This is a genomic window from Ciceribacter azotifigens (genome assembly GCF_048159625.1).
Taxonomy (GTDB): domain Bacteria; phylum Pseudomonadota; class Alphaproteobacteria; order Rhizobiales; family Rhizobiaceae; genus Allorhizobium; species Allorhizobium azotifigens.
This window is the reverse complement of record NZ_JBLQTA010000001.1, coordinates 54,005-80,218: the sequence shown is the minus strand read 5'-3', so window position 1 is coordinate 80,218 and position 26,214 is coordinate 54,005. Positions and strand designations below refer to the sequence as shown.

24 protein-coding genes and 1 tRNA gene are annotated in these 26,214 nt (G+C 65.3%); 16 read left to right on the top strand and 9 right to left on the bottom strand.

The genetic code is table 11. The features are described from left to right. Positions 1 to 136: 136 nt before the first annotated feature. Entirely contained in the window at positions 137 to 403 is a 267-nt protein-coding gene (locus ACM6UT_RS00420) for a hypothetical protein (RefSeq protein WP_416795405.1), read from the bottom strand. A 127-nt stretch (positions 404 to 530) separates the two neighbouring features. Between ACM6UT_RS00420 and ACM6UT_RS00415 the strand changes: the two genes are divergently transcribed. Both ACM6UT_RS00415 and ypfJ read left to right on the top strand, forming a co-directional pair. Beyond that, positions 531 to 2,015: an amidase gene (locus tag ACM6UT_RS00415; RefSeq protein WP_416795404.1), complete on the top strand. Its 1,485-nt coding sequence runs from the start codon at positions 531 to 533 to the stop codon at positions 2,013 to 2,015. Between the two features lie 102 nt (positions 2,016 to 2,117). Then, positions 2,118 to 3,035 carry a KPN_02809 family neutral zinc metallopeptidase gene (gene ypfJ / locus ACM6UT_RS00410; protein WP_416795403.1) on the top strand — a complete coding sequence of 306 codons (918 nt, stop codon included), beginning with the start codon at positions 2,118 to 2,120 and terminating at the stop codon, positions 3,033 to 3,035. 41 nt (positions 3,036 to 3,076) lie between these two features. On the opposite strand, the gene ACM6UT_RS00405 is transcribed toward ypfJ, so the two are convergent. After that, on the bottom strand, positions 3,077 to 3,562 hold the full coding sequence (locus tag ACM6UT_RS00405; RefSeq protein WP_416795402.1) for an SRPBCC domain-containing protein: 486 nt from the start codon (positions 3,560 to 3,562) through the stop codon (positions 3,077 to 3,079). A 50-nt stretch (positions 3,563 to 3,612) separates the two neighbouring features. Between ACM6UT_RS00405 and ACM6UT_RS00400 the strand changes: the two genes are divergently transcribed. Then, positions 3,613 to 3,936 carry an ArsR/SmtB family transcription factor gene (locus ACM6UT_RS00400; RefSeq protein ID WP_416795401.1) on the top strand — a complete coding sequence of 108 codons (324 nt, stop codon included), beginning with the start codon at positions 3,613 to 3,615 and terminating at the stop codon, positions 3,934 to 3,936. Between the two features lie 190 nt (positions 3,937 to 4,126). Then, complete coding sequence (locus ACM6UT_RS00395) at positions 4,127 to 5,524, top strand: MATE family efflux transporter (protein WP_416795400.1); 1,398 nt, start codon at positions 4,127 to 4,129, stop codon at positions 5,522 to 5,524. 41 nt (positions 5,525 to 5,565) lie between these two features. Here the strand turns inward: ACM6UT_RS00395 and carA are convergent, their stop codons facing one another. Beyond that, a complete protein-coding gene (gene carA, locus ACM6UT_RS00390) occupies positions 5,566 to 6,771 on the bottom strand; it encodes a glutamine-hydrolyzing carbamoyl-phosphate synthase small subunit (protein WP_416795399.1) in 1,206 nt (401 codons plus the stop codon). Positions 6,772 to 7,099: 328 nt separating this feature from the next. On the opposite strand from carA, the gene ACM6UT_RS00385 reads away from it, so the two are divergent. After that, on the top strand, positions 7,100 to 7,549 hold the full coding sequence (locus ACM6UT_RS00385; RefSeq protein WP_416795858.1) for a GatB/YqeY domain-containing protein: 450 nt from the start codon (positions 7,100 to 7,102) through the stop codon (positions 7,547 to 7,549). A 55-nt stretch (positions 7,550 to 7,604) separates the two neighbouring features. Here ACM6UT_RS00385 and ACM6UT_RS00380 read toward each other — a convergent pair whose 3' ends face one another. Together ACM6UT_RS00380 and ACM6UT_RS00375 are read right to left on the bottom strand one after the other, a co-directional pair. Then, complete coding sequence (locus ACM6UT_RS00380) at positions 7,605 to 7,937, bottom strand: BrnA antitoxin family protein (protein ID WP_416795398.1); 333 nt, start codon at positions 7,935 to 7,937, stop codon at positions 7,605 to 7,607. Beyond that, positions 7,903 to 8,193: a BrnT family toxin gene (locus ACM6UT_RS00375; protein ID WP_416795397.1), complete on the bottom strand. Its 291-nt coding sequence runs from the start codon at positions 8,191 to 8,193 to the stop codon at positions 7,903 to 7,905. Before ACM6UT_RS00375 ends, ACM6UT_RS00380 begins: the two co-directional genes overlap by 35 nt. 221 nt (positions 8,194 to 8,414) lie before the next feature. Between ACM6UT_RS00375 and dnaG the strand changes: the two genes are divergently transcribed. From dnaG to ACM6UT_RS00360, 3 genes are all read left to right on the top strand, one after another. Then, on the top strand, positions 8,415 to 10,406 hold the full coding sequence (gene dnaG / locus ACM6UT_RS00370) for a DNA primase (RefSeq protein ID WP_416795396.1): 1,992 nt from the start codon (positions 8,415 to 8,417) through the stop codon (positions 10,404 to 10,406). Between the two features lie 400 nt (positions 10,407 to 10,806). Further along, entirely contained in the window at positions 10,807 to 12,849 is a 2,043-nt protein-coding gene (rpoD, locus tag ACM6UT_RS00365; protein ID WP_416795395.1) for an RNA polymerase sigma factor RpoD, read from the top strand. A 207-nt stretch (positions 12,850 to 13,056) separates the two neighbouring features. After that, positions 13,057 to 14,118, top strand: coding sequence for a DUF930 domain-containing protein (locus ACM6UT_RS00360; RefSeq protein WP_416795394.1), 1,062 nt, complete (start codon positions 13,057 to 13,059; stop codon positions 14,116 to 14,118). 9 nt (positions 14,119 to 14,127) lie between these two features. Here the strand turns inward: ACM6UT_RS00360 and ACM6UT_RS00355 are convergent, their stop codons facing one another. Continuing rightward, positions 14,128 to 14,733, bottom strand: coding sequence for a LysE/ArgO family amino acid transporter (locus ACM6UT_RS00355; RefSeq protein ID WP_416795393.1), 606 nt, complete (start codon positions 14,731 to 14,733; stop codon positions 14,128 to 14,130). A gap of 92 nt (positions 14,734 to 14,825) precedes the next feature. Here ACM6UT_RS00355 and ACM6UT_RS00350 point away from each other — a divergent pair, with 92 nt between their 5' ends. Together ACM6UT_RS00350 and ACM6UT_RS00345 are read left to right on the top strand one after the other, a co-directional pair. Then, positions 14,826 to 15,716 (top strand): LysR family transcriptional regulator ArgP, encoded by an 891-nt coding sequence (locus tag ACM6UT_RS00350; RefSeq protein WP_416795392.1) that lies wholly within the window; start codon positions 14,826 to 14,828, stop codon positions 15,714 to 15,716. Between the two features lie 77 nt (positions 15,717 to 15,793). Then, on the top strand, positions 15,794 to 16,171 hold the full coding sequence (locus ACM6UT_RS00345) for a YybH family protein (protein WP_416795391.1): 378 nt from the start codon (positions 15,794 to 15,796) through the stop codon (positions 16,169 to 16,171). A 6-nt stretch (positions 16,172 to 16,177) separates the two neighbouring features. On the opposite strand, the gene ACM6UT_RS00340 is transcribed toward ACM6UT_RS00345, so the two are convergent. After that, positions 16,178 to 16,645: a heme-degrading domain-containing protein gene (locus tag ACM6UT_RS00340; RefSeq protein WP_416795390.1), complete on the bottom strand. Its 468-nt coding sequence runs from the start codon at positions 16,643 to 16,645 to the stop codon at positions 16,178 to 16,180. Positions 16,646 to 16,744: 99 nt separating this feature from the next. Between ACM6UT_RS00340 and ACM6UT_RS00335 the strand changes: the two genes are divergently transcribed. Continuing rightward, positions 16,745 to 17,164 carry a secondary thiamine-phosphate synthase enzyme YjbQ gene (locus tag ACM6UT_RS00335; RefSeq protein ID WP_416795389.1) on the top strand — a complete coding sequence of 140 codons (420 nt, stop codon included), beginning with the start codon at positions 16,745 to 16,747 and terminating at the stop codon, positions 17,162 to 17,164. 134 nt (positions 17,165 to 17,298) lie between these two features. Next, positions 17,299 to 17,676, top strand: a complete 378-nt coding sequence (locus tag ACM6UT_RS00330) for a hypothetical protein (protein WP_416795388.1) — start codon at positions 17,299 to 17,301, stop codon at positions 17,674 to 17,676. Positions 17,677 to 17,758: 82 nt separating this feature from the next. On the opposite strand, the gene ACM6UT_RS00325 is transcribed toward ACM6UT_RS00330, so the two are convergent. Then, a complete protein-coding gene (locus ACM6UT_RS00325; RefSeq protein ID WP_416795387.1) occupies positions 17,759 to 18,499 on the bottom strand; it encodes an SIMPL domain-containing protein in 741 nt (246 codons plus the stop codon). 150 nt (positions 18,500 to 18,649) lie between these two features. Here ACM6UT_RS00325 and ACM6UT_RS00320 point away from each other — a divergent pair. The 4 genes from ACM6UT_RS00320 to ACM6UT_RS00305 all read left to right on the top strand — a co-directional run bounded on the left by ACM6UT_RS00320 (position 18,650) and on the right by ACM6UT_RS00305 (position 24,738). Beyond that, a tRNA-Ile gene (locus tag ACM6UT_RS00320) sits at positions 18,650 to 18,725 on the top strand. 1,731 nt (positions 18,726 to 20,456) lie between these two features. Beyond that, positions 20,457 to 21,164: an ABC transporter ATP-binding protein gene (locus ACM6UT_RS00315; RefSeq protein ID WP_416795386.1), complete on the top strand. Its 708-nt coding sequence runs from the start codon at positions 20,457 to 20,459 to the stop codon at positions 21,162 to 21,164. A 5-nt stretch (positions 21,165 to 21,169) separates the two neighbouring features. Further along, positions 21,170 to 23,530: an ABC transporter permease gene (locus ACM6UT_RS00310; protein ID WP_416795385.1), complete on the top strand. Its 2,361-nt coding sequence runs from the start codon at positions 21,170 to 21,172 to the stop codon at positions 23,528 to 23,530. A 5-nt stretch (positions 23,531 to 23,535) separates the two neighbouring features. Next, the gene (locus tag ACM6UT_RS00305; RefSeq protein WP_416795384.1) at positions 23,536 to 24,738 is read left to right on the top strand and encodes an efflux RND transporter periplasmic adaptor subunit; all 1,203 of its coding nucleotides are present in this window, start codon (positions 23,536 to 23,538) and stop codon (positions 24,736 to 24,738) included. Between the two features lie 31 nt (positions 24,739 to 24,769). Here the strand turns inward: ACM6UT_RS00305 and ACM6UT_RS00300 are convergent, their stop codons facing one another. Further along, a complete protein-coding gene (locus ACM6UT_RS00300; protein ID WP_416795383.1) occupies positions 24,770 to 26,032 on the bottom strand; it encodes an AGE family epimerase/isomerase in 1,263 nt (420 codons plus the stop codon). Positions 26,033 to 26,214: the final 182 nt, after the last annotated feature.

Sequence of the window (26,214 nt, the reverse complement as noted above, 5' to 3'; positions counted from 1 at the left end):
CACGAGAGGCAGCCGAACAAATGCGTTCAAGCGCATGATCGGCAAAGGAGCATCAGCCGCCTTCTCAGCGATGCCGCGCGCTTGCGGCATCGCGGGGGGGGGGGGACGTGCGTTCTGGGGGATGTCCAACCGTGTTTCACGGGCCGTTATAGTGATAGACGACCTCGAAATGCTGCGGCGTCGTCAGATAGACGTTCTGTCCGCCGGCGTAGCTGGCTGCCAACTGGGTGCCGTCCGCGACCACCCAGCCGCCGACGCGGTCATAGGTCAGTCCGTGGTAGCTGATGCGGTCGATCGCATCTCCCGCATTGGCGTTGCCGTTGCCCGGAAGATTGACCTGTGTGCCGTTTGCCAGAAACAGGGTCATGGCATCGGCCTGCTGGTTGTGAACGGGATAGGCCATCTGCAAGTCTCCATCCTGTGGTTGCATCTATGAAATATACACTCATTGGAAGAATTTCCCCCGGTAAAATCGGCAGGTTGCTCCGGAATTTGCGCGTGCTAGCCTGCGGCCTCCTCGGGGGGCTCACATGTTTGCAGACTATTTGAATTACGACGCGCTCGGACTGGCGGAGCTGGTCCGGCGCAAAGAGGTGTCGGCGCGCGAACTCGTCGAGACGGCGATCGCCCACATCGAGCGGGACAATCCGAAGCTCAATGCCGTCGTCCGGCCGATGTTCGATACGGCGCGGCGCCAGGCCGCGGAAACGGCGGGCGAGGGGCCGTTTGCCGGTGTTCCTTTCCTCGTCAAGGACCTTCTTGCCCAGATCGAAGGCGTGCCGACCTCGAACGGCAACCGGCTATGGGCCCGCATTCCCGCATCCGGAGAGAACGAACTCGTCAGGCGCTGGCGCAAGGCCGGCGTGATTTTTCTCGGCAAGACCAACACGCCCGAATTCGGTTTGACGCCCTATACCGAGCCGGAGATCTTCGGCCCCTGCCGCAATCCGTGGGACCCGAGCCTGACGCCGGGCGGATCGAGCGGCGGCTCTGCGGCGGCGGTCGCGGCGGGCATGGTGCCGATAGCCTCGGGCGGCGATGGTGGCGGGTCGATCCGTATTCCCGCTTCCGCTTGCGGCCTCTTCGGTATGAAGCCGACGCGCGGACGCACACCCGCCGGCCCCTTTATCGGCGAAGCCTGGTCGGGTTTTGCCGGCGAGCACGTGCTGACGCGCTCAGTGCGCGATTCGGCGGCTATGCTCGACGCCACTCACGGACCGGATATCGGCACGCCGCATCCGCTGCCGGCCTATTCGGGCTTCTGGCTCACGGCGGTCGGTCATCCGCCGGGAAGGCTGCGGATCGCGGTCTCCGACACGCCGATGCTCGGTGGGGAGGTGGCGCCGGAGGTGAAGGCCGCCTTCGCCGAGGCGGTGCGGCTTCTGGAAGAGCTCGGGCACGAGGTGGTGGAGGCGGCCCCGGCCGTCGACCGCACGGCGTTTTCCATGGCCTTCCTGACGGTGCTTGCCGCCGAGCTGCGTGCCGACATCGCGTTCACCGCGGAGATGGCCGGTGTGAAGATACGGCCGGAGGATTACGATCCGTCTTCCTTCGGGCTTGCGCTCCTTGGGCAGGCCTTCTCCTCCGCCGAACTCGCCGCGGCGATGCGTTACCTGAAGCTTGCCGCCCGGTCGATTCTCGGCTTCTTCGAGAATCACGACGTGCTGATGACGCCGGTTCTTTCGAGCCTGCCGGTGAAGATCGGCGCGCTGCAGCCCAAGCCGATCGAAAAGGCGCTCATCCGGGTGATGGGACACATCCGCGGCGGGTGGCTTCTGAAGAAGCTCGGCATCGCCGAGCAGCTCGCCGCCGAGACGTTCGGGTTCATCCCCTGGACGCCGGTCTTCAACGTCACCGGACAGCCGGCAATGTCGGTGCCGCTCTGCTGGTCGCCGGAAGGCCTGCCGGTCGGCATGCATTTCGTCGGCCGCTTTGCCGACGAGGAAACGCTCTTCCGGCTCGCGGGGCAGCTGGAAGAGGCCCGGCCGTGGAGGGACAGGCGCCCGAACCTCTGATTGGAGCCGCTCGCGCGGCGCTCCGGATGGTCGGCGGGAACGCTTTCGGCTATAGACTGTTCTTGCGGACAGAAGAATGAAGCCGGAAGAAGAGGTGCCGACATGGAATGGAGAGGCCGACGTCAGTCGCAGAACATCGAGGATCGTCGCAGCGCCTCGACGGGCGGCACGGGCATGGGGCGCGATCCGTTCGGTCGCTCGGGCCTGCGCATCCCGGTCGGGCGGCGCGGCGGGGGCTTGAGCTTCTCGACCATCGTGATCCTGATCGTCCTCTACTTCGTCCTGAAGATGATGGGGATCGACATGCTGCAGATGCTGGATGACGGCTCGACGAGCGGCCCCGGCTACGAGCAGACTACGCAGCGCGAACTTTCGCCACAGGAGAAGGAGATCGGCAGTTTCGTCGGCGTCGTGCTCGCCGAGACCGAGGACACCTGGGACACGATCTTTTCCGCCTCAGGCGAGCGTTACGAAGAACCGAGGCTGGTGCTCTTTTCAGGCGTGACCCGGTCTGCCTGCGGCACAGCGTCGTCGGCGACCGGCCCGTTTTACTGTCCGGGTGATCGCAAGGTCTATCTCGACACGGATTTCTTCCAGCAACTCTCCCGCCAGTTCGGCGCGTCCGGCGATTTCGCCCAGGCCTATGTAGTCGCCCATGAGGTCGGCCATCACGTGCAGAACCTGACGGGCATCCTGCCGAAGTTCAACCAGATGCGCCAGACGATGGGCGAAGGCGAGGCGAACCGCATGTCGGTGCGTGTCGAGCTGCAGGCCGATTGCTTTGCCGGTATCTGGGCCAAGCAGACCGACCAGAAGGGGCTTCTCTCCGAAGGCGACATCGAGGAGGCGCTGAACGCCGCGCAGCAGATCGGCGACGATACGCTGCAGAAGCGCAGCCAGGGCTATGTCGTTCCCGACAGCTTCAACCACGGCACCTCGGCACAGCGGATGAAGTGGTTCAAGCGCGGCTATGACGCCGGCAAGGTCGGGGCCTGCGACACCTTCTCCGGCGACGTCTGATCGTCGGTGCCCGGGCGGATGCCGCGCCGGCGTCCGCCTGCCTATCTGAACATCCCCTCGCGCAGGTTGATGCGGTATTCGAGCCAGGCCTTCATGGCGCAGAGCATCTGCATCCAGCCCTGGCAATTGCCGTAGGAGGCGCGGAGCCCGCCCTCCGTCGGCCGCCAGCCTTCCTCGGCGATGGTGACAAGCGTGCGTCCGTCGTCGAGCGGTTCGAACTCCATCGTCACGGTGGTCTTGTATCCGGCCTGTGTAGTCACCGCCTCGCCCTCGGTGGGCGGGCCTTCGTTCGCTTCCCAGCGCAGCACGATGCGCCGGTCCGGCACGACCTCCACGACCTCGACCGGGAAGGCGCCGGGAAAGTCATGGAAATCCCAATAGACCGTCGCGCCGGTCTCGAGCCGCCCCTTGGCGCCGCCCGTGGTGAAATAGCGTGAGAGTGTCGCCGGATCGGCGACGGCTTCGAAGACCTCGCCCACGGGTTTGGAGATATGCGCAGACACTCTGAACTTCAGCGGACCGCTCATGGTCGTCTCCTCCTCTTGGCAGAGCTCCAATAATGTTATAAAAATATAACATGTCAAGTACGAATCAGGAGGATCTGGTCTTCAAGGCGCTGGCCGCGCCGGTGCGGCGAGCGATGCTCGACCGGTTGAAGACAGGGCCGCTGACCACCGGGGCACTTTGCGAGTCTTTTCCCGCACTTGACCGCTGTACGGTGATGCAGCACCTGAAGGTGCTGGAAGGCGCCGACCTCGTCATCGTCAAGAGGGAGGGGCGGGAGCGCCGCAACATCCTGAACCCGTTGCCGATCAAGGCGATCCACGACCGCTGGATCGGTGAGTATGCGGCGAACGCCGTATCGCTGCTGGATCGCCTGAAACGGGACCTGGAAGCGTGACTGCTTCGCTGCAGGCCGTGCGAGCCCGGACGATTTTGCACGGCACCATAAGGCGAGTTGATATGTCGACGAGTTTTGCTGAAGGAACGCCCTTTCGGGTTGCGCGTTCCGGACGGCTCGCGTAACGGTGATGCTGTCCGCCGCTTGCCAGATTTCCTGGAAGCGGCTTTTTTCGTCCAGGGTTCTGAACATGTCCACGCATACCGCAGTTCGGCCGGTCGGCTCCTCCAACAGCTGGGGCGCGCATATCCGCGCAACGCTGGCGCTCGGGATTCCGCTGATCGGCGCACAGCTCGCCCAGCTCGGCATTCACACGACCGACGTCGTCATTGTCGGTCAGCTGGGTGCGCAATCGCTCGCGGCGATGGTACTTGCCGGCCAGTTCTTCTTCACCATCTTCATCTTCGGTTCGGGGCTTTCGATCGCCGTCGTGCCGATGGTGGCACAGGCCTATGGCCGCGGTGACGTGGTTTCGGTCCGCCGTTCGCTGCGCATGGGCATGTGGGCGTCGATTGCCTATTCGCTACTGACGATGCCGCTCTTCTTCAATGCCGAGCGGATCCTGCTCGCGCTCGGCCAGAAGCCGGAAGTCGCGGCGCTGACTGCCGGCTATGTGATGATCGTCCAGTTGGGCCTCCTGCCGGCACTGCTCTTCGCCGTGCTGCGGGCGCTCGTCAGCGCCATCGGCCGGGCCGGGATCGTGCTCTATGTGACGCTCGGCGTGCTGCTGATGAACGGCGTGCTGGCCTATGGCCTCGTGCTCGGTCATTTCGGCCTGCCGGCACTCGGCATGACGGGTGCCGCGATCGTCGCCGTCTGCGTGCAGTGGGCAAGCTTCCTCGCCATGGTCGTCTATATCCAGGCCCTCGAACAGACCCGGAAATACGAGCTCTTCGTCCGCTTCTGGCGGCCGGACTGGCACGCGCTCTGGGAAGTCGTGCATCTCGGCCTGCCGATCAGCGTGACCGTTCTCGCCGAGGTGAGCCTCTTCACCGCCGCCTCGCTGCTGATGGGGCGGATCGGCACGATCGAGCTCGCCGCCCACGGCATTGCGCTGCAGCTTGCCTCCATCGCCTTCATGATCCCGCTCGGCCTCTCGCAGGCCGCGACAGTCAGGATCGGTGTCGCCCACGGCCGCGGCGATTATGCCGAGCTTGTGCGCGCGGCGATTGCCGTTCTCGCCATCGCCAGCGTGATCGCAATTGCCGGCGGTATCCTGTTCTTCTCATTGCCGCGGGTGCTCAGCAGCATCTTCATCGACACCAACAAGCCCGAGGCGCCGGCGGTGCTCGACTTTGCCGCGCACCTCGTGGTGGTCGCCGGCATCTTCCAGCTCGTCGACGGGCTGCAGGCGATCGCGAGCGGCCTGCTGCGCGGGTTGAAGGACGCCCGTGTGCCGATGGTCATGGCGCTCATAGCCTACTGGCCGATCGGCTTCTTCCTCGCCTGGCTGATGGCCTTCCCGTTCGGGCTCGGCGGGGTCGGTATCTGGCTCGGCTTCCTCGTCGGTCTCGGCAGTGCCTCGTTCCTGCTTTGCGCCCGCTTCTATCTCAGGGTGCGCTACGAAATGCGAACGGCCCGGCAGTGATTGCCGGGCCGTCGAAATGATCCGCTAATAAGAGAGTCCGATCAGCGCTCTGCGAGCGCCATCTCGCCCTTTCTCTCGCGCACCATGTTCATGAAGCGGCGGAAGAGATAGTGGCTGTCCTGCGGGCCGGGCGAGGCTTCCGGGTGATGCTGGACCGAAAAGACCGGCTTGCCGACGAGGCGCAGGCCGCAATTCGAGCCGTCGAAGAGCGAAACGTGAGTCTCCTCAACGCCTTCCGGCAGCGACTTCGAGTCGACCGCGAAACCGTGGTTCATCGATACGATCTCGACCTTGCCGGTGGTGAAGTCCTTGACCGGATGGTTGGCGCCGTGGTGGCCCTGGTGCATCTTCTCGGTCGTGCCGCCGAGTGCCAGCGCCAGCATCTGGTGGCCGAGGCAGATGCCGAAGACCGGCAGGCCGCTGTCGATGAGCTTGCGGATGACCCGTACGGCATAGACGCCGGTTGCGGCCGGGTCTCCCGGGCCGTTCGAGAGGAAGATGCCGTCGGGATTGAGCGAAAGGATGTCCTCGGCGCTGGTCGTCGCAGGTACCACCGTCACCTTTGCGTCCAGACCGGCGAAGAGCCGCAGGATGTTGCGCTTCACGCCGTAGTCGACGCAGACGACGTGGTATTTCGCATCTTCGGCGCCGAGCGTGCCGAAGCCCTTGTTCCAGACCCAGGGCGTTTCCGTCCAGACCGAAGACTGGCCGGAGGTCGCGACCTTGGCGAGGTCGAGGCCTTCGAGGCCGCTCCAGGCTTTCGCTTCCGCCTTCAGCGTCTCGAGGTCGAAGACACCGGTCGGGTCATGGGCGATCACCGCGTTCGGGGCACCGTTCTCGCGGATCCAGGCCGTCAGCGCGCGCGTGTCGACGCCGCAGAGGCCGATGATGCCGCGGGCCTTCAGCCAGGCGTCGAGGTGCTGGGCGGCGCGGTAGTTCGAAGGATCGGTGATGTCGGCCTTGAAGATCACGCCGACGGCGCCGTGACGGGCGGCCGGCGTCAGGTCCTCGATGTCTTCCGCATTGGTGCCGACATTGCCGACATGCGGGAAGGTGAAGGTGACGATCTGGCCGAGATACGACGGATCGGTCAGGATTTCCTCGTAACCGGTGAGCGCAGTGTTGAAGCAAACCTCAGCCTGCACCTTGCCCGTCGCGCCGATCCCACGGCCTTCGATCACGGTTCCGTCGGCGAGAACGAGAAGGGCGGTTGGCTTGCGGGTGGTCCATGGGGCTGTCGCGGTCATATTCCGTTCCTTGTTTAGCCGTCTGCCCCCGGTTCCCTTGAAGAACCGGCTGACAGTGGCCATCTTCTGTCGCAGATCGAGGCTGCGCGGCAAAGCGCGCTTGAAGCCCTGATTACATTTTCGTGCAGGTGCCGGAAAATAGACGGATCGCTCCGCCAGGTCAATTCTTCACTGTGGAAACCGTGGAATTAACGTCCATCGGATTCAACGGCTTGTCTAATTGATTTGCCTGCGCGGGCGTCACTGGCTATTAGTGCGGTTCAATTGACAAGGAAAAGCCACAATCGACCCTGCCGGCCCAACGGCTTTTTCGCGGAGAATAATCATGATGCGAGATGTGCTCGCCAATTCCCTCAAGGATGCCCTGAAGGCCAAGGATACGTGCCGGACGTCGACGTTGCGGCTGATCCAGGCTGCGATCAAGGATCGGGATATCGCCAATCGCGGACTGGGCAAGGACCCGGTCAGCGACGACGACATCATGCAGATCCTCGTCAAGATGATCAAGCAGCGGGACGAATCCGCCCGCATCTACGAAGAGAACGGACGTCCGGAACTCGCCGCCCAGGAGCGCGAGGAAATCGGCGTCATCAAGAGCTTCATGCCCGAGCAGTTGCCGGAGGAAAAGGTGCGCGAGCTCTGCGCCTCCGTCATCACGGAGACCGGCGCACAGGGCCTGCGCGACATGGGCAAGTGCATGAATGCGCTGAAAGAACGCTACCCCGGCCAGATGGACTTCGCCAAGGCCTCCGGCGTCGTCAAGGATCTGCTGAAATAAGCTTTGCCTTCGGGTATGGATTAACGAGACTCCGCCTCCGGGCGGAGTTTTTCGTTCAGCGCTTCGAGCGTTTTTGCTCGGTCACGAAATGGCGAAGGACCGCGTTGATGCGCGTCTGGTAGCCCTTGCCGGTCGCCTTGAAGAAATCGACGATATCCTCGTCCAGCCGGATCGATATCGCCGTCTTCTGTTGCGGGGTCACGGCGACCGCCTTCGACCAGTCGATGTCGATCAGGTCCTGCCAGTCGGGATCGTCCCGCATGGCCGCGACGATGTCCTCGTCGGTCATGGCATCGACGCGTTTCCAGTCGGTGCGGCTCTTTTCGCCCCTTGCCCGCTTGCGCAGTATGTCCTCACGGGTAACGCGTGTAATATTCTCGTTGCTCATTTGGTCGTGCGACGCGAGCTGAAATTATCCGGCAGATATCGCCCCTCATCGTGTAGACCACGGCGACCAGGCGCAAGTCATCCGGACAAATCGCAACCGTGCGTCTCTCTCCATTTCTGTCGGAAGGATACTCGACCCGCGGCAAGGCCAAAGCCAGTACCGCGTCTTCGAAATCAATTCCGTGTTTCTCTATATTCCTCAGTCGCTTGTCTTCGTCCCATTCGAAGCGGGAGAAGTCTGCTTGAGAGACATCCATCGGTGCCGCTTTCTTCAGGACGAAAGAGGATGGACTCGGTTTCGTCCGGTCACCTCACGAACTCTCTGGCCGTCGAGATGTCCAACAAAGACCAAGTCGGCAAAATTGTATATACAAACGTAAGTACAGTCAACGGCTGTGAATAACGGGTATGGATCGTCGGCGCGATGGTATTTGCCGTGCGGGCGGCCTATATGGATGGATCGACCCCGAGGACATTCATGCGCTTTTCCCAACCCTTTCTCGACGAGATCCGCGACCGCGTGCCGATTTCGGCGGTGATCGGCCGGCGCGTATCCTGGGATCGGAAGAAGACCAATGTCTCGCGCGGCGACTACTGGGCCTGCTGCCCCTTCCACGGGGAGAAGTCGCCGAGCTTCCACTGCGAGGACCGCAAAGGGCGCTATCACTGCTTCGGCTGCGGGGTCACCGGCGACCATTTCCGCTTCCTCACCGATCTTGAAGGTCTGAGCTTCCCGGAGGCGGTCCAGCAGGTCGCCGACATGGCGGGCGTGCCGATGCCGGCGCCCGATCCGCAGGCCGAACGGCGGGAGAAGGAGCGCACGACGCTCCTCGACGTCATGGAGATGGCGACCGTCTTCTTCCAGGAGCAGTTGCAGACGGCGAACGGCGCCAGGGCGCGGGCCTATCTGCGTGAGCGCGGCCTTTCCGGTCGTACGATCGAGACCTTCCGCCTCGGCTACGCGCCGGAGAGCCGCAACGCGCTCAAGGAATATCTCGCCGGCAAGGGCGTGCCGAAGGAGCAGATCGAGGCCTGCGGACTGGTGCGCCACGGCGACGACATTCCCGTCTCCTACGACTATTTCCGCGACCGCATCATGTTTCCGATCCTGTCGTCGCGCGACAAGGTCATCGCCTTCGGCGGCCGCGCGATGGCGCCGGATGCGCTGGCGAAGTACATGAACTCGCCGGATACGGAGCTCTTCCACAAGGGCAACGTGCTCTACAACTTTTCCCGCGCGCGACGGTCGATCCAGGGTGCGGGCGGTGCCGATACCATCATCGCGGTGGAAGGCTACATGGACGTCATCGCGCTCGCCCAGGCAGGTGTGGCGAACGCTGTCGCGCCGCTCGGTACGGCGCTCACGGAAAACCAGCTCGACCTCATGTGGAAGATGACGCCGGTTCCGGTGCTCTGCTTCGACGGCGACGGTGCGGGCCAGCGGGCCGCTTTCCGCGCCGTCGATCTCGCCCTTCCGCATCTCAAACCCGGCCGCTCGGTCCGTTTCGCCCTGCTTCCGGACGGCAAGGACCCGGACGACCTCGTCAAGCACGAGGGCCGCGCGCCCTTCGACAAGGTGCTTTCCGAGGCGCGCCCGCTCGCCGAGATGGTGTGGCGGCGCGAGGCCGGGGGCGGCGGGTTCGATACGCCGGAAAAGCGCGCCGAGCTCGAGGCACGGCTGAAGCAGGTGATCGCCGTCATCGCCGACGAGAGCGTCAGGCGCCACTACCAGCAAGACGTCCGCGACCGCCTCAACGCCTTCTTCCAGTCGGGCGCGCCGGCAGGACGCGGCGACCGCCGCGGCGGTTTCGAGCGCGGGCAGCGACAGGGACAGGGCAGGGGCGGGGCTCCCGGTCAGGGCTACGGCCAGCGCGGCGCGGCCGTTTCCGATCGCCTGGCGCGCTCGGGTATGGTCAAGGGCCGGTCCGACCAGCCGACGCTTCGCGAGAGCGTGCTGGCGCTCACCGTCGTCAACCATCCGCAGATCCTGCAGGACGATTACGACGAGGTCGCCCATATCGAATACGAGAACCGCGACCTGCAGCGGCTCTGGTCGGCGCTCCTGACCGCGGCGGCGGGGGCCGGCGCGCATCTCGACCGCGACCACCTGACGGCGAAGCTGGACGAGCAGGGCTTTTCCGAGCTCATCCGCAGCCTCGACCAGCAGATCCGCAATGCGCGGCTTTGGACGGCGACCGAGATCGCCGCCGGCGAGGATGCGCGCGAAGGCTATCGGCAGGCCCTGTCGCTGCACAAGCGGGCGCGGGCGTTGAAGAAGCAGCGGCTCGAACTCGAGCGCGAGATCGCGGACGCCACGGAGGCCGAGGATGCGGGGCGCATCGACCAGCTGATCGGCGCGCTGCATCAGGTACAGCTCGAGATCACCCGCATGGAGAACCAGGAAGCGATCGTCGACGGTTTCGGCGTGATGTCGGGGCGGGTGAAGGGTGCGGCGACGGGGCACCACTAGCCGTCGGCGGAAACTTCGGCGAGGGCGGCTTTCCCCCTTGTCTTCCGCGGTTTCGATCCTACATCTGCGGTAACAAACAAGGATGATGGCTCGTAGCCGTGGTTTTTCTCCAATTTTCCTGGGTATTGACGCCTGTAGAGCTTGACGCCGGGAAAATTTGTGGGAATCACCAGAATAGGCATTTGTAGGTGAATTGGATCAGGGCGGATCTATATTACCATGTGCGGTCATTCGAAAGCGCAAGTGTGCGGCATGGCCGTTGGTACTCCCGTAGTTAATCGGGGATTAAAGATCATTCCGTTAGGTCAGTGACTGTGATTCGCGGCGGACATGGCCCCGTTCGAGCCTGTCCGTGTGGCATCACGTGGTAATGACAGCGTCAGGGAAAGCGACGAGATAAATGGCAACCAAAGTCAAAGAAAACGAAGAAGCCGACAGCGAACGCGACGTTTCGACGGACGGTCCGCTTCTCGACCTTTCCGACGACGCGGTCAAGAAAATGATCAAGGCGGCGAAGAAGCGCGGCTACGTCACCATGGACGAGCTGAACTCGGTGCTGCCCTCGGAAGAAGTCACCTCGGAACAGATCGAAGACACCATGTCCATGCTTTCGGACATGGGCATCAACGTCATCGAGGACGAGGAAGCCGAAGAAGCCGCTTCCGACGACGATGACGGCGACGATGCAGAGGAAGGCGGCGAACTGGCGCCGACCGCCGGCACCGCGCTCGCAACCGCCAAGAAGAAAGAGCCGACCGACCGCACGGACGACCCCGTGCGCATGTACCTGCGCGAAATGGGCTCGGTCGAGCTTCTCTCGCGCGAGGGTGAAATCGCGATCGCCAAGCGCATCGAGGCCGGCCGCGAGACGATGATCGCGGGCCTCTGCGAAAGCCCGCTCACCTTCCAGGCGCTGATCATCTGGCGTGACGAGCTGAACGAAGGCACGACGCTGCTGCGCGAGATCATCGATCTCGAAACCACCTATTCCGGTCCCGAGGCCAAGGCTGCCCCGCAGTTCCAGAGCCCGGAAAAGATCGAGGCCGACCGCAAGGCGGCGGAAGAGAAGGAAAAGGCGAGGCGCAGCCGCTCGTCGAGCGAAGACGACATCACCAATGTCGGCGGCGAAGGCCTGCCGCCGGAGGAAGAGGAAGAAGACGAGGACGAGAGCAACCTGTCGCTGGCGGCGATGGAAGCTGAGCTGCGTCCGCAGGTCATGGAAACCCTCGACCTCATCGCCGACACTTACAAGAAGCTCCGGAAGCTGCAGGACCAGCAGGTGGAGGCGCGTCTCGCCTGCGCCGGAACGCTGTCGTCGGGCCAGGAACGCCGCTACAAGGAACTCAAGGACCAACTGATCACGGCGGTGAAGTCGCTGTCGCTCAACCAGAACCGCATCGATGCGCTGGTCGAACAGCTCTACGACATCAACAAGCGCCTCGTGCAGAATGAAGGCCGGCTGCTGCGTCTCGCCGAATCCTATGGCGTCAAGCGCGAGGCCTTCCTCGAACAGTATCAGGGTGCGGAACTCGACCCGAACTGGATGAAGTCGATCGGCAATCTGGCGGCGCGCGGCTGGAAGGAATTCGCCCGCGAGGAAAACCAGACGATCCGCGACATCCGCGGCGAGATCCAGAACCTCGCCCAGGAAACCGGTATCTCGATTTCGGAATTCCGCCGCATCGTGCACATGGTGCAGAAGGGCGAACGCGAAGCGCGCATCGCCAAGAAGGAGATGGTCGAGGCGAACCTCCGTCTCGTGATCTCGATTGCCAAGAAGTACACGAACCGCGGCCTGCAGTTCCTCGACCTCATTCAGGAAGGCAATATCGGCCTGATGAAGGCGGTCGACAAGTTCGAGTATCGCCGCGGCTACAAGTTCTCGACCTATGCCACCTGGTGGATCCGGCAGGCGATCACCCGCTCGATCGCCGACCAGGCCCGCACGATCCGCATTCCGGTGCACATGATCGAGACGATCAACAAGATCGTCCGTACCTCGCGCCAGATGCTGCACGAGATCGGCCGCGAGCCGACGCCGGAAGAACTGGCCGAAAAGCTCGCAATGCCGCTCGAAAAGGTCCGCAAGGTCCTGAAGATCGCCAAGGAGCCGATCTCGCTCGAAACCCCGGTGGGCGACGAAGAAGATTCGCATCTCGGCGATTTCATCGAGGACAAGAACGCGCTCCTGCCGATCGACGCCGCCATCCAGGCGAACCTCAGGGAGACGACGACCCGTGTCCTCGCCTCGCTCACCCCGCGCGAGGAACGCGTTCTGCGCATGCGCTTCGGCATCGGCATGAACACCGACCACACGCTCGAAGAAGTCGGCCAGCAGTTCTCGGTCACCCGCGAACGTATTCGCCAGATCGAGGCCAAGGCGCTCCGCAAGCTCAAGCACCCGAGCCGGAGCCGCAAGCTCAGAAGCTTCCTGGACAGCTGATACCTGTCACCCGGATAAAAGACGAAGGGCCGGCGAGAGCAATCTCGCCGGTCTCCTTGTTTCTATGTCGCGGTTGGGCTTCAGCCCTGACCGGCACCGCCCTACAATCCGCGACACCTCGTTGCTCGCGGGTAACGGCGCGCATTTCTCTTCAACCGCCGGTCATGCGGACTTTATCCCGTCTCCTTTCCGACTTACATGCTCCCCATGAACGACGAGACGCCGAGGCCGCGCAGCAGCAACAGTCTCCGATGGGGCATACCGGCCTCCGTCGCGCTGCATCTCGTCTTTGCCGCCGTCCTCTTCCTCGATCTGCCCTTCGAGATGCCCGCGCCGCAGACGGAGGAGAGCGTCAGCGTCGAGATCGTGCCGCCGCCGGAGGAGAAGAAGCCGGAGCCGCCGCCGCCTCCCAAGGAAGAGAAGAAAGAAGAGCCTCCACCGCCTCCGAAAGAGGAAAAGAAGGAAGAACCGCCACCACCGCCGCCGAAGCAGGAGGAAAAGAAGGCGGAGCCGCCTCCTGTCGCCGCGGAGGGGCAGCCGCCGGGCGGTCGCGTGCCGATCCCGACGCTGCGCCCGGTCTTCGCCTTCGGCGAGAAGGACAGCGGCCCGCGTGAAGCGCGCGACGGCAACGCCGCCGAGGAACCGGCGGCAAAGCCTCCCGAGGAAAAGCCGAAGCTCGAGCCCAAGCCTCCTACCGAAACGGCGGAAAAGAAGGAGCCTGCGGCCGGGGCGAAGCCGCAGCCGAAGATTGATCTTCCGAAAGCCGACATGGCGGACGAGACGGCGAAGCCAGGCGCCGGCGACCTTGCCGCCGAAACGATCGCCGCGCTGGAGGAGGCCGCGCCGGAGAGCCCGCCGAAGACCGAAGCGAAGCCGAATACGCCGACCGAGGCGGACGTGCCGAACGATCTTCCGGAGGTGAAGAAGCTCTTCTCCACCGCGATCACCGACAACCCCGTTGCGAAGACGGCGATGGGCGACATGCCGCGGGACGAGCGCGCCGCCGAGCTCTGCGTGACCGAACTGCGCGAGCAGCTTCGCCGCGCTTCGCCGCCTTACCGGCCTGAACTTCTGCCGTCCTTCGCGCTGAAGACCGGGACGGTGCTCGACGTCCGCAACGCCGCCTTCCGGGCGAGTGCGCGCTGGTACGAGCTGCGCTTCCGCTGCGAGCTCGACGCCAACGCAATGACCGTGCGCTCCTTCGCCTTCGCCGTCGGCAAGGAAATCCCGCGCAGCGAGTGGAAGAGCCGGGGCTTTCCGGTGTTCTGAAGGCGCGCGCTATCCGGCAAACGCGAGGCGGCCGGCGATCGTCCACATGACGAGTGCGATTACGCCGTCCAGGAGGCGCCATGCGGCGGGCCGCGCGAAGAGGGGACGCAGCAGGCGCGCGCCGTATCCGAGCGAAAAGAAGAACAGGAAGGAGCCGATGGCCGCACCGATCCCGAAGGCGGTCTCCCGGCCCGGATATTGCGTCGAGATCGAACCGAGCAGCACCACCGTATCGAGATAGACGTGCGGATTGAGCCAGGTGAGCGCAAGGCAGGTCGCAAGCGCCGCCGCAAGGCTCTGCGCCTCGGTGGCGGAGGGGTCGAGGGCGGCGTTACCGGCAATTGCCGCGCGCAGGCTTTTCAGGCCGTAAAAGCCGAGAAAGGCGACGCCGCCGAAACGCAGCGCCGGTTCGAGCCAGGGCAGGGCACCGGTCGTGGCGCGGAAGCCGGAGACGCCGGCCGCAATCAAAACGGCATCGGAGGCGGCACAGGTCAGGCAGATCCAGAAGACGTGCTCGCGCCTCAGCCCCTGCCTGAGCACGAAGGCGTTCTGGGCGCCGATCGCGACGATCAGGCTGAGGCCGAGGAAGAAGCCGGAGATTGCTGCTGTCGTCATCGGACCTCTCTGCCAGAAATGGTCTTTGACTACGCCGCGGCTGGCGATTAGGAAAATTAAATATATGGCATCTGGGTAAGGAAAATTCATCAATGATGGACTACGCGCTGCTCGATGCGCTCGCAACCGTCCTGCGCGCCGGGAGCTTCGAGAAGGCGGCACGCCTCCTCGGCCTGACGCCTTCGGCCGTGTCGCAGCGGATAAAACTCCTCGAGGAGCGTCTCGGCCTCGTGCTTGTCGTCCGCGGCCAGCCCTGCACGGCGACGCCGGCCGGTCAGAAACTCTTCCGCCACGTGGAGGAGGTGGCGCTGCTCGAATACAGCCTGCGCGAGGAGATCGGCGTCGGCCCGATCTCGGCCGAACGTCCGAGCATCCGCATCGCCGTCAATGCCGACAGCCTGGCGACATGGTTCGTACCGGCCATGGCGGCGGTCGACGACTGCCTGTTCGACCTTGTGCTGGACGACCAGGACCACAGCGCCGCATGGCTGCGGCGTGGCGAGGTGCGTGCGGCGGTCACCGGCGACAGCGGCGCGGTGCAGGGCTGCGACAGTCGTCCGCTCGGGGCGCTGCGCTATCTCGCGACGGCGAGCCCGGCATTCGCCCGCCGCTGGTTTCCGGGGGGCGTGACACCTGAGGCACTCGCTGCCGCGCCATGCCTCACGTTCAACGCCAAGGACATGCTGCAGGCGCGCTGGATCGGGAAGGTCTTCGGCGAGGCGGTCGCCACGCCGACCCACTGGCTTCCCTCGTCGGAAGCCTTCATCGACGCGACGCTCGCCGGCATCGGCTGGGGCATGAACCCGGAGGTGCTGGTGCGCGACCTGATCGCCGAAGGCAGGCTGGTGCAGCTCGTCGCGGATGCGCCTTACGACGTGCCGCTCTACTGGCACTGGAGCCGCTCGGTGCAGCCGGCGATCCGCGGCATCACGGAGGCGGTGGTCCAGGCGGCCGCCACCGTGCTGCTGCCGCCGGAGGCCTGAAACGCCGCCACCCCTTGCCGCGATGACGATCGCGCGCTAACTGCTCGGGACGGGTGGAGGAAGCGGGGAGAAGAAAGATGCGCCTCAAGAGCCAGATCGATGCGAGCCTTGCGGCGCTCAACCGCCGCGATTTCGAGGCCCTGATGGGGCTCATCGATGACGATGCGGCACTCGACATGCCGGACGGCAGCCGCGTGATCGGCGCCGATTCGATCCGCAACACGCTTGCGGCCTTCGTGCTCGGCCGCGATATCCGCTTTTCCGACGTCGTGGTGATGACCAGCGAAGCAGATCTCCGCGGCGCGGCCGAGGTGACGCTTTCGGCCGTCACCAGGGCGGCGCCCGGTGAGGACGAGCCGGCGAAGGCACGGGTTTCCCTGCCGGCGGTCTTCGTCTTCGAGCGTGACGGCGGCCCGTTCCAGAGGATCAGCCTCTACTGCGCGACGCCGCTCTGACGCCGCTCACCGCAGGTATTCTTCGAGAACCTTGACGATCATCGCGTGATCTTCCGCCGAGGCGAGGCCGGAGACGGTGATCGCAGCCACGACCCCGGTGCCGGTGACGCGGACCGGGAAGCTGCCGCCGTGAGAGGCGTAGTCGAGCGGATCGAAGCCGTGGTCGGGGCCGAGCGTGCGGCCCTTGAGGCGGTAACTCTCGCCGACGCGCATCGACGACTTGTGGAGCCTGAGTGTCACATTGCTCTTGCGCCGCGCCCAATGATCGTTGTCGGGCGACGAGCCGGGCAGGGCGGCATGGAAGAGGGTGCGGTCGGGCGTGCGGATATCGATCACCACCGGGGCCTCGTCCTGCCTTGCCGCCCGGACCAGCCGCTCGCCGATCTCGTAGGCCACCGTCTCGTCGAAAGCCGCAAAGACCAGCGCCTTTTCCTGCGCCTCGAGTTCGTCGATCAGGCTGGTATCCGTGGTCATGGCATGCTCCTCTGCTGGACGTGACGGTCGCCGCGGACCTTGCGGCGGCGAGGCATCGAATGTCAAATGCATCCGTGCCGGCCGAAGAGGGAGGCGAACATGCCGCAGACCATTCTCACCATCGCGACGTCGGGGCAGGGGCTCTACGAGTTCACCGACGAGGCGCGCCGCTTCGTCTCCGGCCACGGCGGCGAGGGCCTGCTGACGCTCTTCGTCCGCCACACCTCCTGCTCGCTGTTGATCCAGGAAAACGCCGACCCTTCCGTGCAGGACGACCTCACGCGCTTCCTGCGCCGCCTGGTGCCGCCGGCCGACGATCCCTCGATGCGCTGGGTGACCCACGACAGCGAGGGGCCGGACGACATGCCGGCGCATATCAAGGCGGCTTTGACGCCGGTCTCGCTCACCGTGCCGGTCAACACCGGCCGCCTGCTCCTCGGCACCTGGCAGGGCATCTATCTCTTCGAGCACCGCGACCGGCCGCACCGGCGCTCGGTCGTCTTGCATCTTTCGCCCTGATTCCCGGCGATCCTGCCGATGAACGGCACGTGAACGGCGGGTTCTGACGGCGTTCAGCCCGGCGCGGCTAATGTCCTCCCAATCGACAAGGCAAACGGAACAACGGTTCCACGCCACTGACCAAGGAGGAAGACATGCGCAACATTCTCGCAAAGGCAGGCCTCGCGGCCCTCATCGCCCTCGGCGCGGTTTCTGCGACGGCCGGTTCCGCCGCAGCAGGCGCGGATTTCGGCGTCGGCATCTATGTCGGCGAACCCGGCTACTATCCGGGCGAGCGCCGCGGCTGGGAAGATCCCTACCGCCGGTACGAACGCCATGAGCGCTACGAGCGGCGCCAGTACCGGCCCTGCAATCCCGGTCGTGCGGTGGAAAAGGCCCGCTGGAACGGCCTGCGCCACGCCCGCGTCCAGCGCGTGACGCCGCGCAAGGTGGTCGTCGCCGGTTATCGCTACGGCGAACGCGACCGGATGGTCTTCGCCAACGTGCGCGGCTGCCCGATCATCCGCTACTGATCGCGCCCGCACTGCTGGGGGCGCCGGCCGCTCCTGCCCCGGATCAGGTCCGGGCAGGGGCGGCCGTTCGCATTTTTTCGGCTTACTGCTTGATCGCGTAGGTGATGTTGACCGTCACGCTGTAGCTGTTTTCGCCGGCCTCGATCGGTGCCGGCGCTCCTGCCATCATGTCCTTCTCCATCGCCGCGCGGAATACCGGCTGCGGCATCGGGCGGGCAAAGTTCTCGCTGATCTCGACCACGCGGCCGAGCGTCACGCCGGTGGCTTCGGCGAGCGTCTTTGCCTTGGCGATCGCCTCGGCGGCGGCTGCCTTGCGGGCCTCGCTGATTGCGGCATCCGGCTTGTCGTTGGTGAAGACGATGCTGCCGCCCTGGTTGACGCCGAGCCGCACCGACTGGTCGATGATCGCGCCGAGCTTGCCGAGGTCGCGCACGCGCACCGTGAGCCCGTTGGTCACCGCATAGCCGATGATTTCCGGCTCGCGGATCTGTTCGTCGTCGTTGCGGTCGCGGTAGCGCGGCATGACCGAGAAATCGCTGGTCTGCAGGTCGCGCGCCTCGATGCCGCCGGCCTTCAGCTCGGCGATGACCTTGCCCATCGCCTCGGTGTTGGCGGCGAGCGCCTCGGCCGCGGTCGGCGCCTCGCGTAGGACGCTGAGCGAGAGGACCGCAAGATCCGGGGCCAGTTTCGCCTCGCCCTCGCCGGAGACGACGATGGTGGCTTCGCGCAGCTTTTCCTCTTCGGCGAAAGCGGCGGCGGGGGAGAGGGTGGCGGCGCAGGCGAGCGCCGCGAATGCGAGGGAAGGCAGGATACGGCTCGTCATCGTCTAATCCTTTGGTTGATCGGTCCCTTCGCATAGCGTGATGGCGATCGATTGTGTAGCCATTGCGGCAATGGCTTGTCGCCTCCACCGAATTGCGTTAGAGCGGGACCTTGCCGGCGGGGACCATTGCCGCCGGCGGCGCCTGGCGCCGGGCCTGTAGCTCAATGGTCAGAGCCGGCGGCTCATAACCGCTTGGTTGGGGGTTCGAGTCCCTCCGGGCCCACCATTTCTGTTTCCTGCCGCCGTCATCTCCCTTTGCCGCGCACTTCCCGCCAACATCGCAACGGCTCGCCACCATCGGTGTCTTTGTCAGCTTGTCAAAAACCGCTCAGGCTTCGCCGCCGGTCGGGATGTCTCCCTCCGGGTCGGTCACCTCAGTCTCGGACGCGGCGCCGCGGGGGGCCTGTCAGAGTATGAATATCTGGCTCCTCGCGGCGCCCCGTTCGGCGTTCTTGCCCGCTGCATGCGTCTCTCTGGCAGGCGGCGCCTTTGCCGGAACTTCAAGTTTCGACATCGGCCGGGCGCGGATCGGCTCGAAGCGCGCATCCGGTGAAGGACATTCGCTCGAACCTGGCCGGTGACCCGGGAGGTTCCCGCCGGATGGTACCGTCCGGCCTGACCCTCGCCGGCAGATGGAGGAGCGGCATTTGCGCCGGCTCGTTCCACCCCGCCGTCTTTTCGCCGGGGGGCTTTTTCAAGCTCCCGGGCGCCTGTCTGTGTGCCTCCGAGGCACGCCCGCATTCACGGCGGTGAGGGCGAGCCGGTCCGGACCGTCTTCGCCTTCCGCCTCCCGCGGGGGGAGACCGTTGCAGCGGCCGGGGTTTTTTACCTGCGACAGTCGTCGACCCCGGCGCCGGCCCCGCCTCGCCGGACTTCGCATGGCCCGGTGTATCCGATGGCGGAACAGGGTGATTCTACGACAGGTCGGAAGGGGGTGAATGAAAATGGGGGGTGGGGATTGATTTCGTTGGGGAATTTTTGTTGAGACCCCGCAGTGGGGCCGCTCACCCCTCTGTCACCTTCGGTGACATCTCCCCCTCAAGGGGGGAGATCGGTTAGGCATCCATCGCCTCCGTCATGCCGGACTTGATCCGGCATCCAGCCGGCGAGCGTCGGCGAGCCGAAAGAATGCATTTAGAAGGAGGCGAAAAAGTCTCCCCGCGCGATGGATATCGCGCGGCTGGATGCCGGGTCGAGCCCGGCATGACGGTGGATGGGTGCGTCCCCCCCCGCAGGATCGCCCCTCATCCGCCTGCCGGCCCCCACCCTTCGCATGGTTCAGGGCGTTCGTTGCTGTAATAGGTTACCTGGATCGATTGCTTCGCTTCGCGAACCGCGCCTCACCCCCGCTTGCGGAGAGAAGGGACAAGCGACACTGGCGTCAGCCGTTCCCTCGCCCCGCTTGCGCGGGGAGGGTCGGACCGCAGGTCCGGGGTGGGGTGATCCGTGACGTCGTCACCCCACCCGCGCGTTGCGCGCGACCTCCCCCCTCAAGGGGGAGGTGGGTGCGTTCGTCGCCGCAATCGATTCACCGGATCGATCGCCCGGCATCGCCGACCACTCCTCACCCCCGTCAGGACGGGGAAAAGGGACAAGCGGCACCGCCGCCATTGGCGGCCGGGGTTTTCGAATTGTCAGGAAAAGGCCAGCACAGGGGCCGAGATGATGAAAAGGCCGACCATGGTGATCGCCGCCAGTTTCAGTCTCCGGATACGCCGGGTACGCACGCCACTCCAATCATACGCCATCACAGATCCTCATGATCAGTCTGCACGACAGGGCTGCATTCGCGGTCCGCGAGTATGCCCACAAACAGTGTTTTCTGCAAGAAGGTGCTAGGTCGCGAAACTGGTGCGAGGCTTGCCGGCGGGCCGGTGGGCGATCTTCCGTTGACTTTTGTCAACGCGGGGCCTGACGCCCTGCTTTATGGTCGCGCCACATGCTGTAAGGTGAGCCAATGGCCGAACCGCTCTTCCTCGTTGAAAACGTCACCAAGTCGTACCGGACGGGCGACGTGGAGGTGCAGGCCTTGCGCGGCATCAACCTCACGCTCGAAGGCGGCGAAATCGTCGTCATGCTCGGGCCGTCGGGCAGCGGCAAGTCGACGATTCTCAACATCATGGGCGGGCTCGACCAGGCGACCTCGGGCCGGGTCCGCTTCGCCGACCACGAGCTGACGAGCCTCTCCGAGCGGCAGTTGACGCTCTACCGCCGCGACCATGTCGGCTTCGTCTTCCAGTTCTACAACCTGATCCCGAGCCTGACCGCCTGGGAGAACGTCGCGCTCGTGACCGAGATATCGCGCAATCCGATGAAGCCCGGCGAGGCGCTGGAGATGGTCGGGCTGAAGCAGCGGATGGACCATTTCCCGGCACAGCTTTCCGGCGGCGAACAGCAGCGGGTGGCGATCGCCCGGGCGATCGCCAAGCGGCCGGAAGTGCTGCTGTGCGACGAGCCGACGGGGGCGCTCGATTCGAAGACCGGCATCCTGGTGCTCGAAGCGCTCTGCCGGATCAACGAGGAACTGAAGACGACGACGGCGATCATCACCCACAATGCCGCGATCCGGCAGATCGCCCACCGGGTGCTCACCTTCCATGACGGGCGGATATCCGAGACGGTGATCAATACCGAGCGCCTGCCGCCGTCCTCCGTGGTCTGGTGACGTCAATGTCGATGCTCGACCGCAAGCTCTTCCGTGACATCCTGAGGCTCTGGGCCCAGGTGCTGGCGGTCGCGCTGGTCATGGCCTGCGGCGTGATGACGATCATCCTTGCGGTCGGCGCCTACCGGTCGCTCGAAGAGACGCGCGCGGTCTTCTACGAGCGCTACCGGTTCGGCAATCTCTTCGTCACGGCGAACCGGGCACCGCTCCACCTGAAGGAACGCATCGCGGCGCTTGAGGGTGTGGGCGGCGTCGACTTGAGGATCGTCGACTACGTGCTGCTCGACATGCCCGGCATGGCCGAGCCCGCGACCGGCGTCGCCGTCTCGATCCCCGACAGCGGCCAGCCGGCGGTGAACCGGCTTTATATCCGCAGCGGCCGGCTGCCAGAGCCCGACCGTCCGCACGAGGCGGCGGTGCTCGAAAGCTTCGCGTTGGCCCACCGGCTGACGCAGGGCAGTACCTTCGACGCGATCATGAACGGCCGCAAGCAGACGCTGACGGTGACCGGCATCGTGCTCTCGCCGGAATACATCTACACGATCGGCCCCGGCGACATGGTGCCCGATCCGCGCCGCTTCGGCGTCTTCTACATGACCCGCACGGCACTCGAGGGCGTCATGGACATGGACGGCGCCTTCAACGACGCCTCGCTGACGGTGTTGCGTGGCGCCGACACCGACGATCTCGTCAGCGCAATCGACGACCTGCTCGATCCTTACGGCGGGCAGGGCACGTATCTGCGCAAGGACCAGATCTCGCACACCTTCCTCGACAACGAGCTCATCCAGCTGGAGGCGATGGCGGCGATCATTCCGCCGATCTTCCTCTTCGTCGCGGCCTTCCTCGTCAACATGATCCTGACGCGGCTGATCACGCTGGAGCGCGAGCAGATCGGGCTCCTGAAGGCGCTCGGCTACCGCGATTTCGAGGTCGCCTGGCACTATGCCAAGCTCACCATCGTGATTGCGCTAATCGGTGTGGTGATCGGCTTCGGTGCCGGCAACTGGATCGGCCGCGGGCTGACGCGGCTCTATGCGGAATTCTTCTCGTTTCCGTTCCTGATCTTCCGCGAGAGCGTCGATCTCTACGCGATCTCGGGCGGCGTGAGCGTCGCCGCCGCGGTCGTCGGTGCCGGCAAGGCGATCTGGTCGGTGATCGTGCTGCCGGCCGCGGTGGCGATGAAACCGCCGGCGCCGGTGCGCTTCCGCTCGCTCTTCCGCCGGCAGCTGAGTTCGAAGCTGTTCTCGCAACTGACGATCATGGCGGTCAGGCAGATCATCCGCACGCCGGTGCGCTCGCTGCTCACCTCGCTCGGGGTCGCGCTTTCGGTGGCGCTGCTGGTGGTGGCGATGTTCTCGTCGGATTCGGTCGACTACATGGTGGACCAGATCTTCTTCCGCATGGAGCGGCAGGACGCGACGCTGAGGCTCGACCGCGAGCGCGCGCCGGCCGCCCTCGATGCTATCCGGCACATGCCGGGGGTGACGCGGGCCGAACCCTTCCGGTCGATCGCCGTCAAGCTGCGCAACAAGAACCACGAGAAGGACCTCGCCATCCTCGGCATGCCGGAGGGCGGCGAGCTCGGGCGGATCATGGATGCGGAGATGCGGCCGCTCGAACCGCCGTCCTCGGGGCTTCTCGTCATCGGCCGCGTCGCCGAAGCGCTGGAGCTGAAGGTCGGCGACATGGTGGAGGTGGAACTGGTCGAGAAGGATCATCGCCGGATCGACGTGCCGGTGACCGGCATCGTGCAGAGCCTCGTCGGCATCGATGCCTATATGCGCATCGACGCGCTCGACCGGCTGATCGGCGACGGGCGGCGGATTTCCGGTGCGCGGATCTCGGTCGATCCGGTGCTGAAGGAGGCGCTCTACGACAGCGTGAAGAACACGCCGGCGGTCGCCTACATCATGTTGATCGGGCTCTCGCGGCAGCAGTTCCGGGCGACGATCGAGAAGAACATCGCGACGATGACGGCGGTCTATACGACGCTCGCGGTCATCGTCGCCTTCGGGCTCATCTACAATTCCGCCCGCATCCAGTTGTCTGAGCGGGCGCGGGAACTCGCGAGCCTGCGCGTGCTCGGTTTCACGCGGACGGAGGTTTCGAGCGTGCTGCTCACCGAGCTCTCCGTCGTCGTGCTCGTCGCGCAGCCCTTCGGCTGGCTGCTCGGCTACGTGTTTTCGAGGCTGGTGATCGAAGGGCTCGCCAGCGACCTCTTTCGTGTTCCCTTCGTCGTCAATTCGCAGACGTTCGCGATCGCGAGCCTCGTCGTCATGGGCGCGTCGCTGGTCTCGGCGCTGATCGTCCGCCGGCGCATCGACAGGCTCGACCTCGTGAGCGTGCTGAAGTCCAGGGAGTAAGGTGCATGTGGTCCAAATGGCTGAAACGGGCGGGCTTGCTGCTGGTCGTCGCCGCGATCATCGCGGGATTTGCCTATGCGCTCCGGGAAAAGCCGCAGCCGGTCGACACCGGCGTGGCCGAGCGCGGGCCGCTCCGGGTGACGATCTCGCAGGAGGGGATCACGCGGGTGCGCGACGTCTATGCCGTCTCGGCGCCGATCGCCGGCCATCTCGCCCGCACGGTGCTCGACGAGGGCGACCGGGTGAAGGCGGACGTGACGCTGGTGGCGGCGATCCATCCGCTCGACCCGCCGCTGATCGACCGCCGCAGCGAGGCGGAACTCGCCGCCGCACGCGACGCCGCGCGCGCCGCCGTGTCGATGGCGGAGACCGACTACCGACGGATCAAGTCCGACCTCGATTTCGCGCGCGACAATCTCGAACGCGCCGTCCAGCTTGCCCGGACCCGTTATATCGCCGAGAGCCAGCTGCAGAAGGCACGCACCGACGTCGAGGTGCTGGAGGCGCAGCTCGCCTCGGCAGGCGCGGCGATCGAGCTTCGCAAGGCCGAGCTTGCGAGCGCCGAGGCACGCCTTGTCCAGCCCGCCTCGGCTCCGACTGACAAGGGCGGCGGCTGTTGCGTCTACGTGACGGCGCCGGTGGACGGGGTGGTGCTGACGGTCTTCGCAAAAAGCGAGCAGCCGGTCGCGACCGGCACCAAAATCGCCGAGATCGGCGACCCGTCCGACCTCGAAGTGGCGGTCGATCTGCTCTCCTCCGACGCGGTGCGGATCGCGCCCGGTGCGAAGGCGGAGATCGTCGACTGGGGCGGCGACCGGGCGCTGCCGGCGGTCGTGCGGCGTGTCGACCCGGCGGGTTTCACCAAGGTCTCGGCGCTCGGGATCGAGGAGCAGCGGGTCAATCTCGTGCTCGACCTGCAGGAGAGCGACCCGCGGCTCGGGCACAATTTCCGCGTCTATGCGCGGCTGACACTATGGGAAGGCGAGGACGTGCTGCAGGTGCCGCTGAGCGCGCTCTTCCGCGACGGGCGCAACTGGAACCTCTTCGTCATCCGCGACGGGCGCGCCCGCCAGACGGAGGTCGGCATCGGCCACATGAACGACGAACATGCCGAGGTCCTCTCCGGGCTCGAGCCCGGCGACGTGGTGATCCTGCATCCGAGCGACACGCTGAGCGACGGCAGCCTCGTCGAGCCGCGGCAGGAGTGAGGGGCTGGCATCGGGTCTGGATCCTCGGGTCTCAAGCCTCCAAGGCCGGGCCGCCGGTTTCGGAAATCACCCGGGTGAGGCTCGCGGTTGCCGGGAAGAGCGGGATCAGGCAGGCCTGCAGCGCGTGGTAGATGTCGCCCTTGCCGGGGAAGATGGTGGTCGCGGGGACCAGGTCCTCGGTCAGTTCCTCGAACCAGCCGCCGTGGGTGCGGTCGAGGCTGTGGCGGGCGATGAAGCTCCAGATGCGGCGGTAGCTCTCCTCGTGGAAGTCGCTCGGCAGGTGTTCGGCGAGATAGTGGGCGGCGCCGGCGCCCTCGCAGAGCGGCCACCAGAGCTTTGAACGGCGGGCGGGCGCATTCTCCCAGTCGAGCGTGTAGAAGAAGCCGCCGTGCGTGCGGTCCCAGCCAAGCGACATCGACTGGAAGAACAGGCCGCGGGCGGCCTCCGGCATCCAGTCGTGGCGCCTGCCGCCAAGCACCCAGAGCTGGAGGACCAGGCGGGCCCATTCGAGCCAGTGGCCGGGCGTGGTGCCGGAGGGACGGAACATCTCGTTGCCCCGATAGTCGCGGTCGAGCTGCCAGTTCTCGTCGAAATGCTCCGGTACCCGCCAGCCGCATTCGCTGGCGCGACGGCGGATGACGAGATCGGCGATCCGCTCGGCCTTGTCGAGATAGTGGCGTTCGCCGGTCGCCTCGAACGCGGCCATCAGCGCCTCGGTGAGGTGCATGTTGGAATTCTGGCCGCGATAGCCGGGGACCGGCGACCAGTCGGCGGCAAATTCCTCGGCGATCGCCCCGTGGGCTTCCTCCCAGAAGCGGGTCTGGAGGATCTCGGTGACGTCATCGAGCATGGCTTCGGCGAGCGGATGGCCGGCCACCTTGGCGGAGGAGGCGGCAAGCAGCACGAAGGCGTGGCCGTAGCCCTGCTTGCTGGCGTCGACGGGGCCGTTGTCGTCGACCTGCCAGAAATAGCCGCCATGCTTTCGGTCGCGGTGGCGGTTCCAGAGGAACTGCATGCCGTGGTCGATGACATCGGCCGAGCCGGGCCGGCCGAGCAGATCGCCGATCGCAAAGCAGTGGACCATGCGGGCGGCGGCGTGGATGCCGCGGACCGGATTGCCGGCGACGAGCGGCGTGCCATCGCGCTTCAGGTCGAAAAAGCCGCCCTTCGGATTGGTGCTCGCGAACTGGAAGAAGTCGAAGAGCTCGCCTGCCCGATCGAGAAGCCATTTGCGGTGATAGGGCCGATCGGCCCAGCGATAGGCGAGACCCGTATGCTTGGCGGTTTCGGGCATGGCATCCTCCTCAGCGCATCTAATCGGTTGAATCCTATATCGGCCCGCCGCGGCCGTGTCATCACGGGAACTTGCTGTCCCATCGGAAGTTGCCCTATCTGCGGGCAGAAGATAAACGCATGTTGACATAAACATATCTTTATGTGATTTGCGGATGTCGCGATCGGAATAGGGAGTGCGCC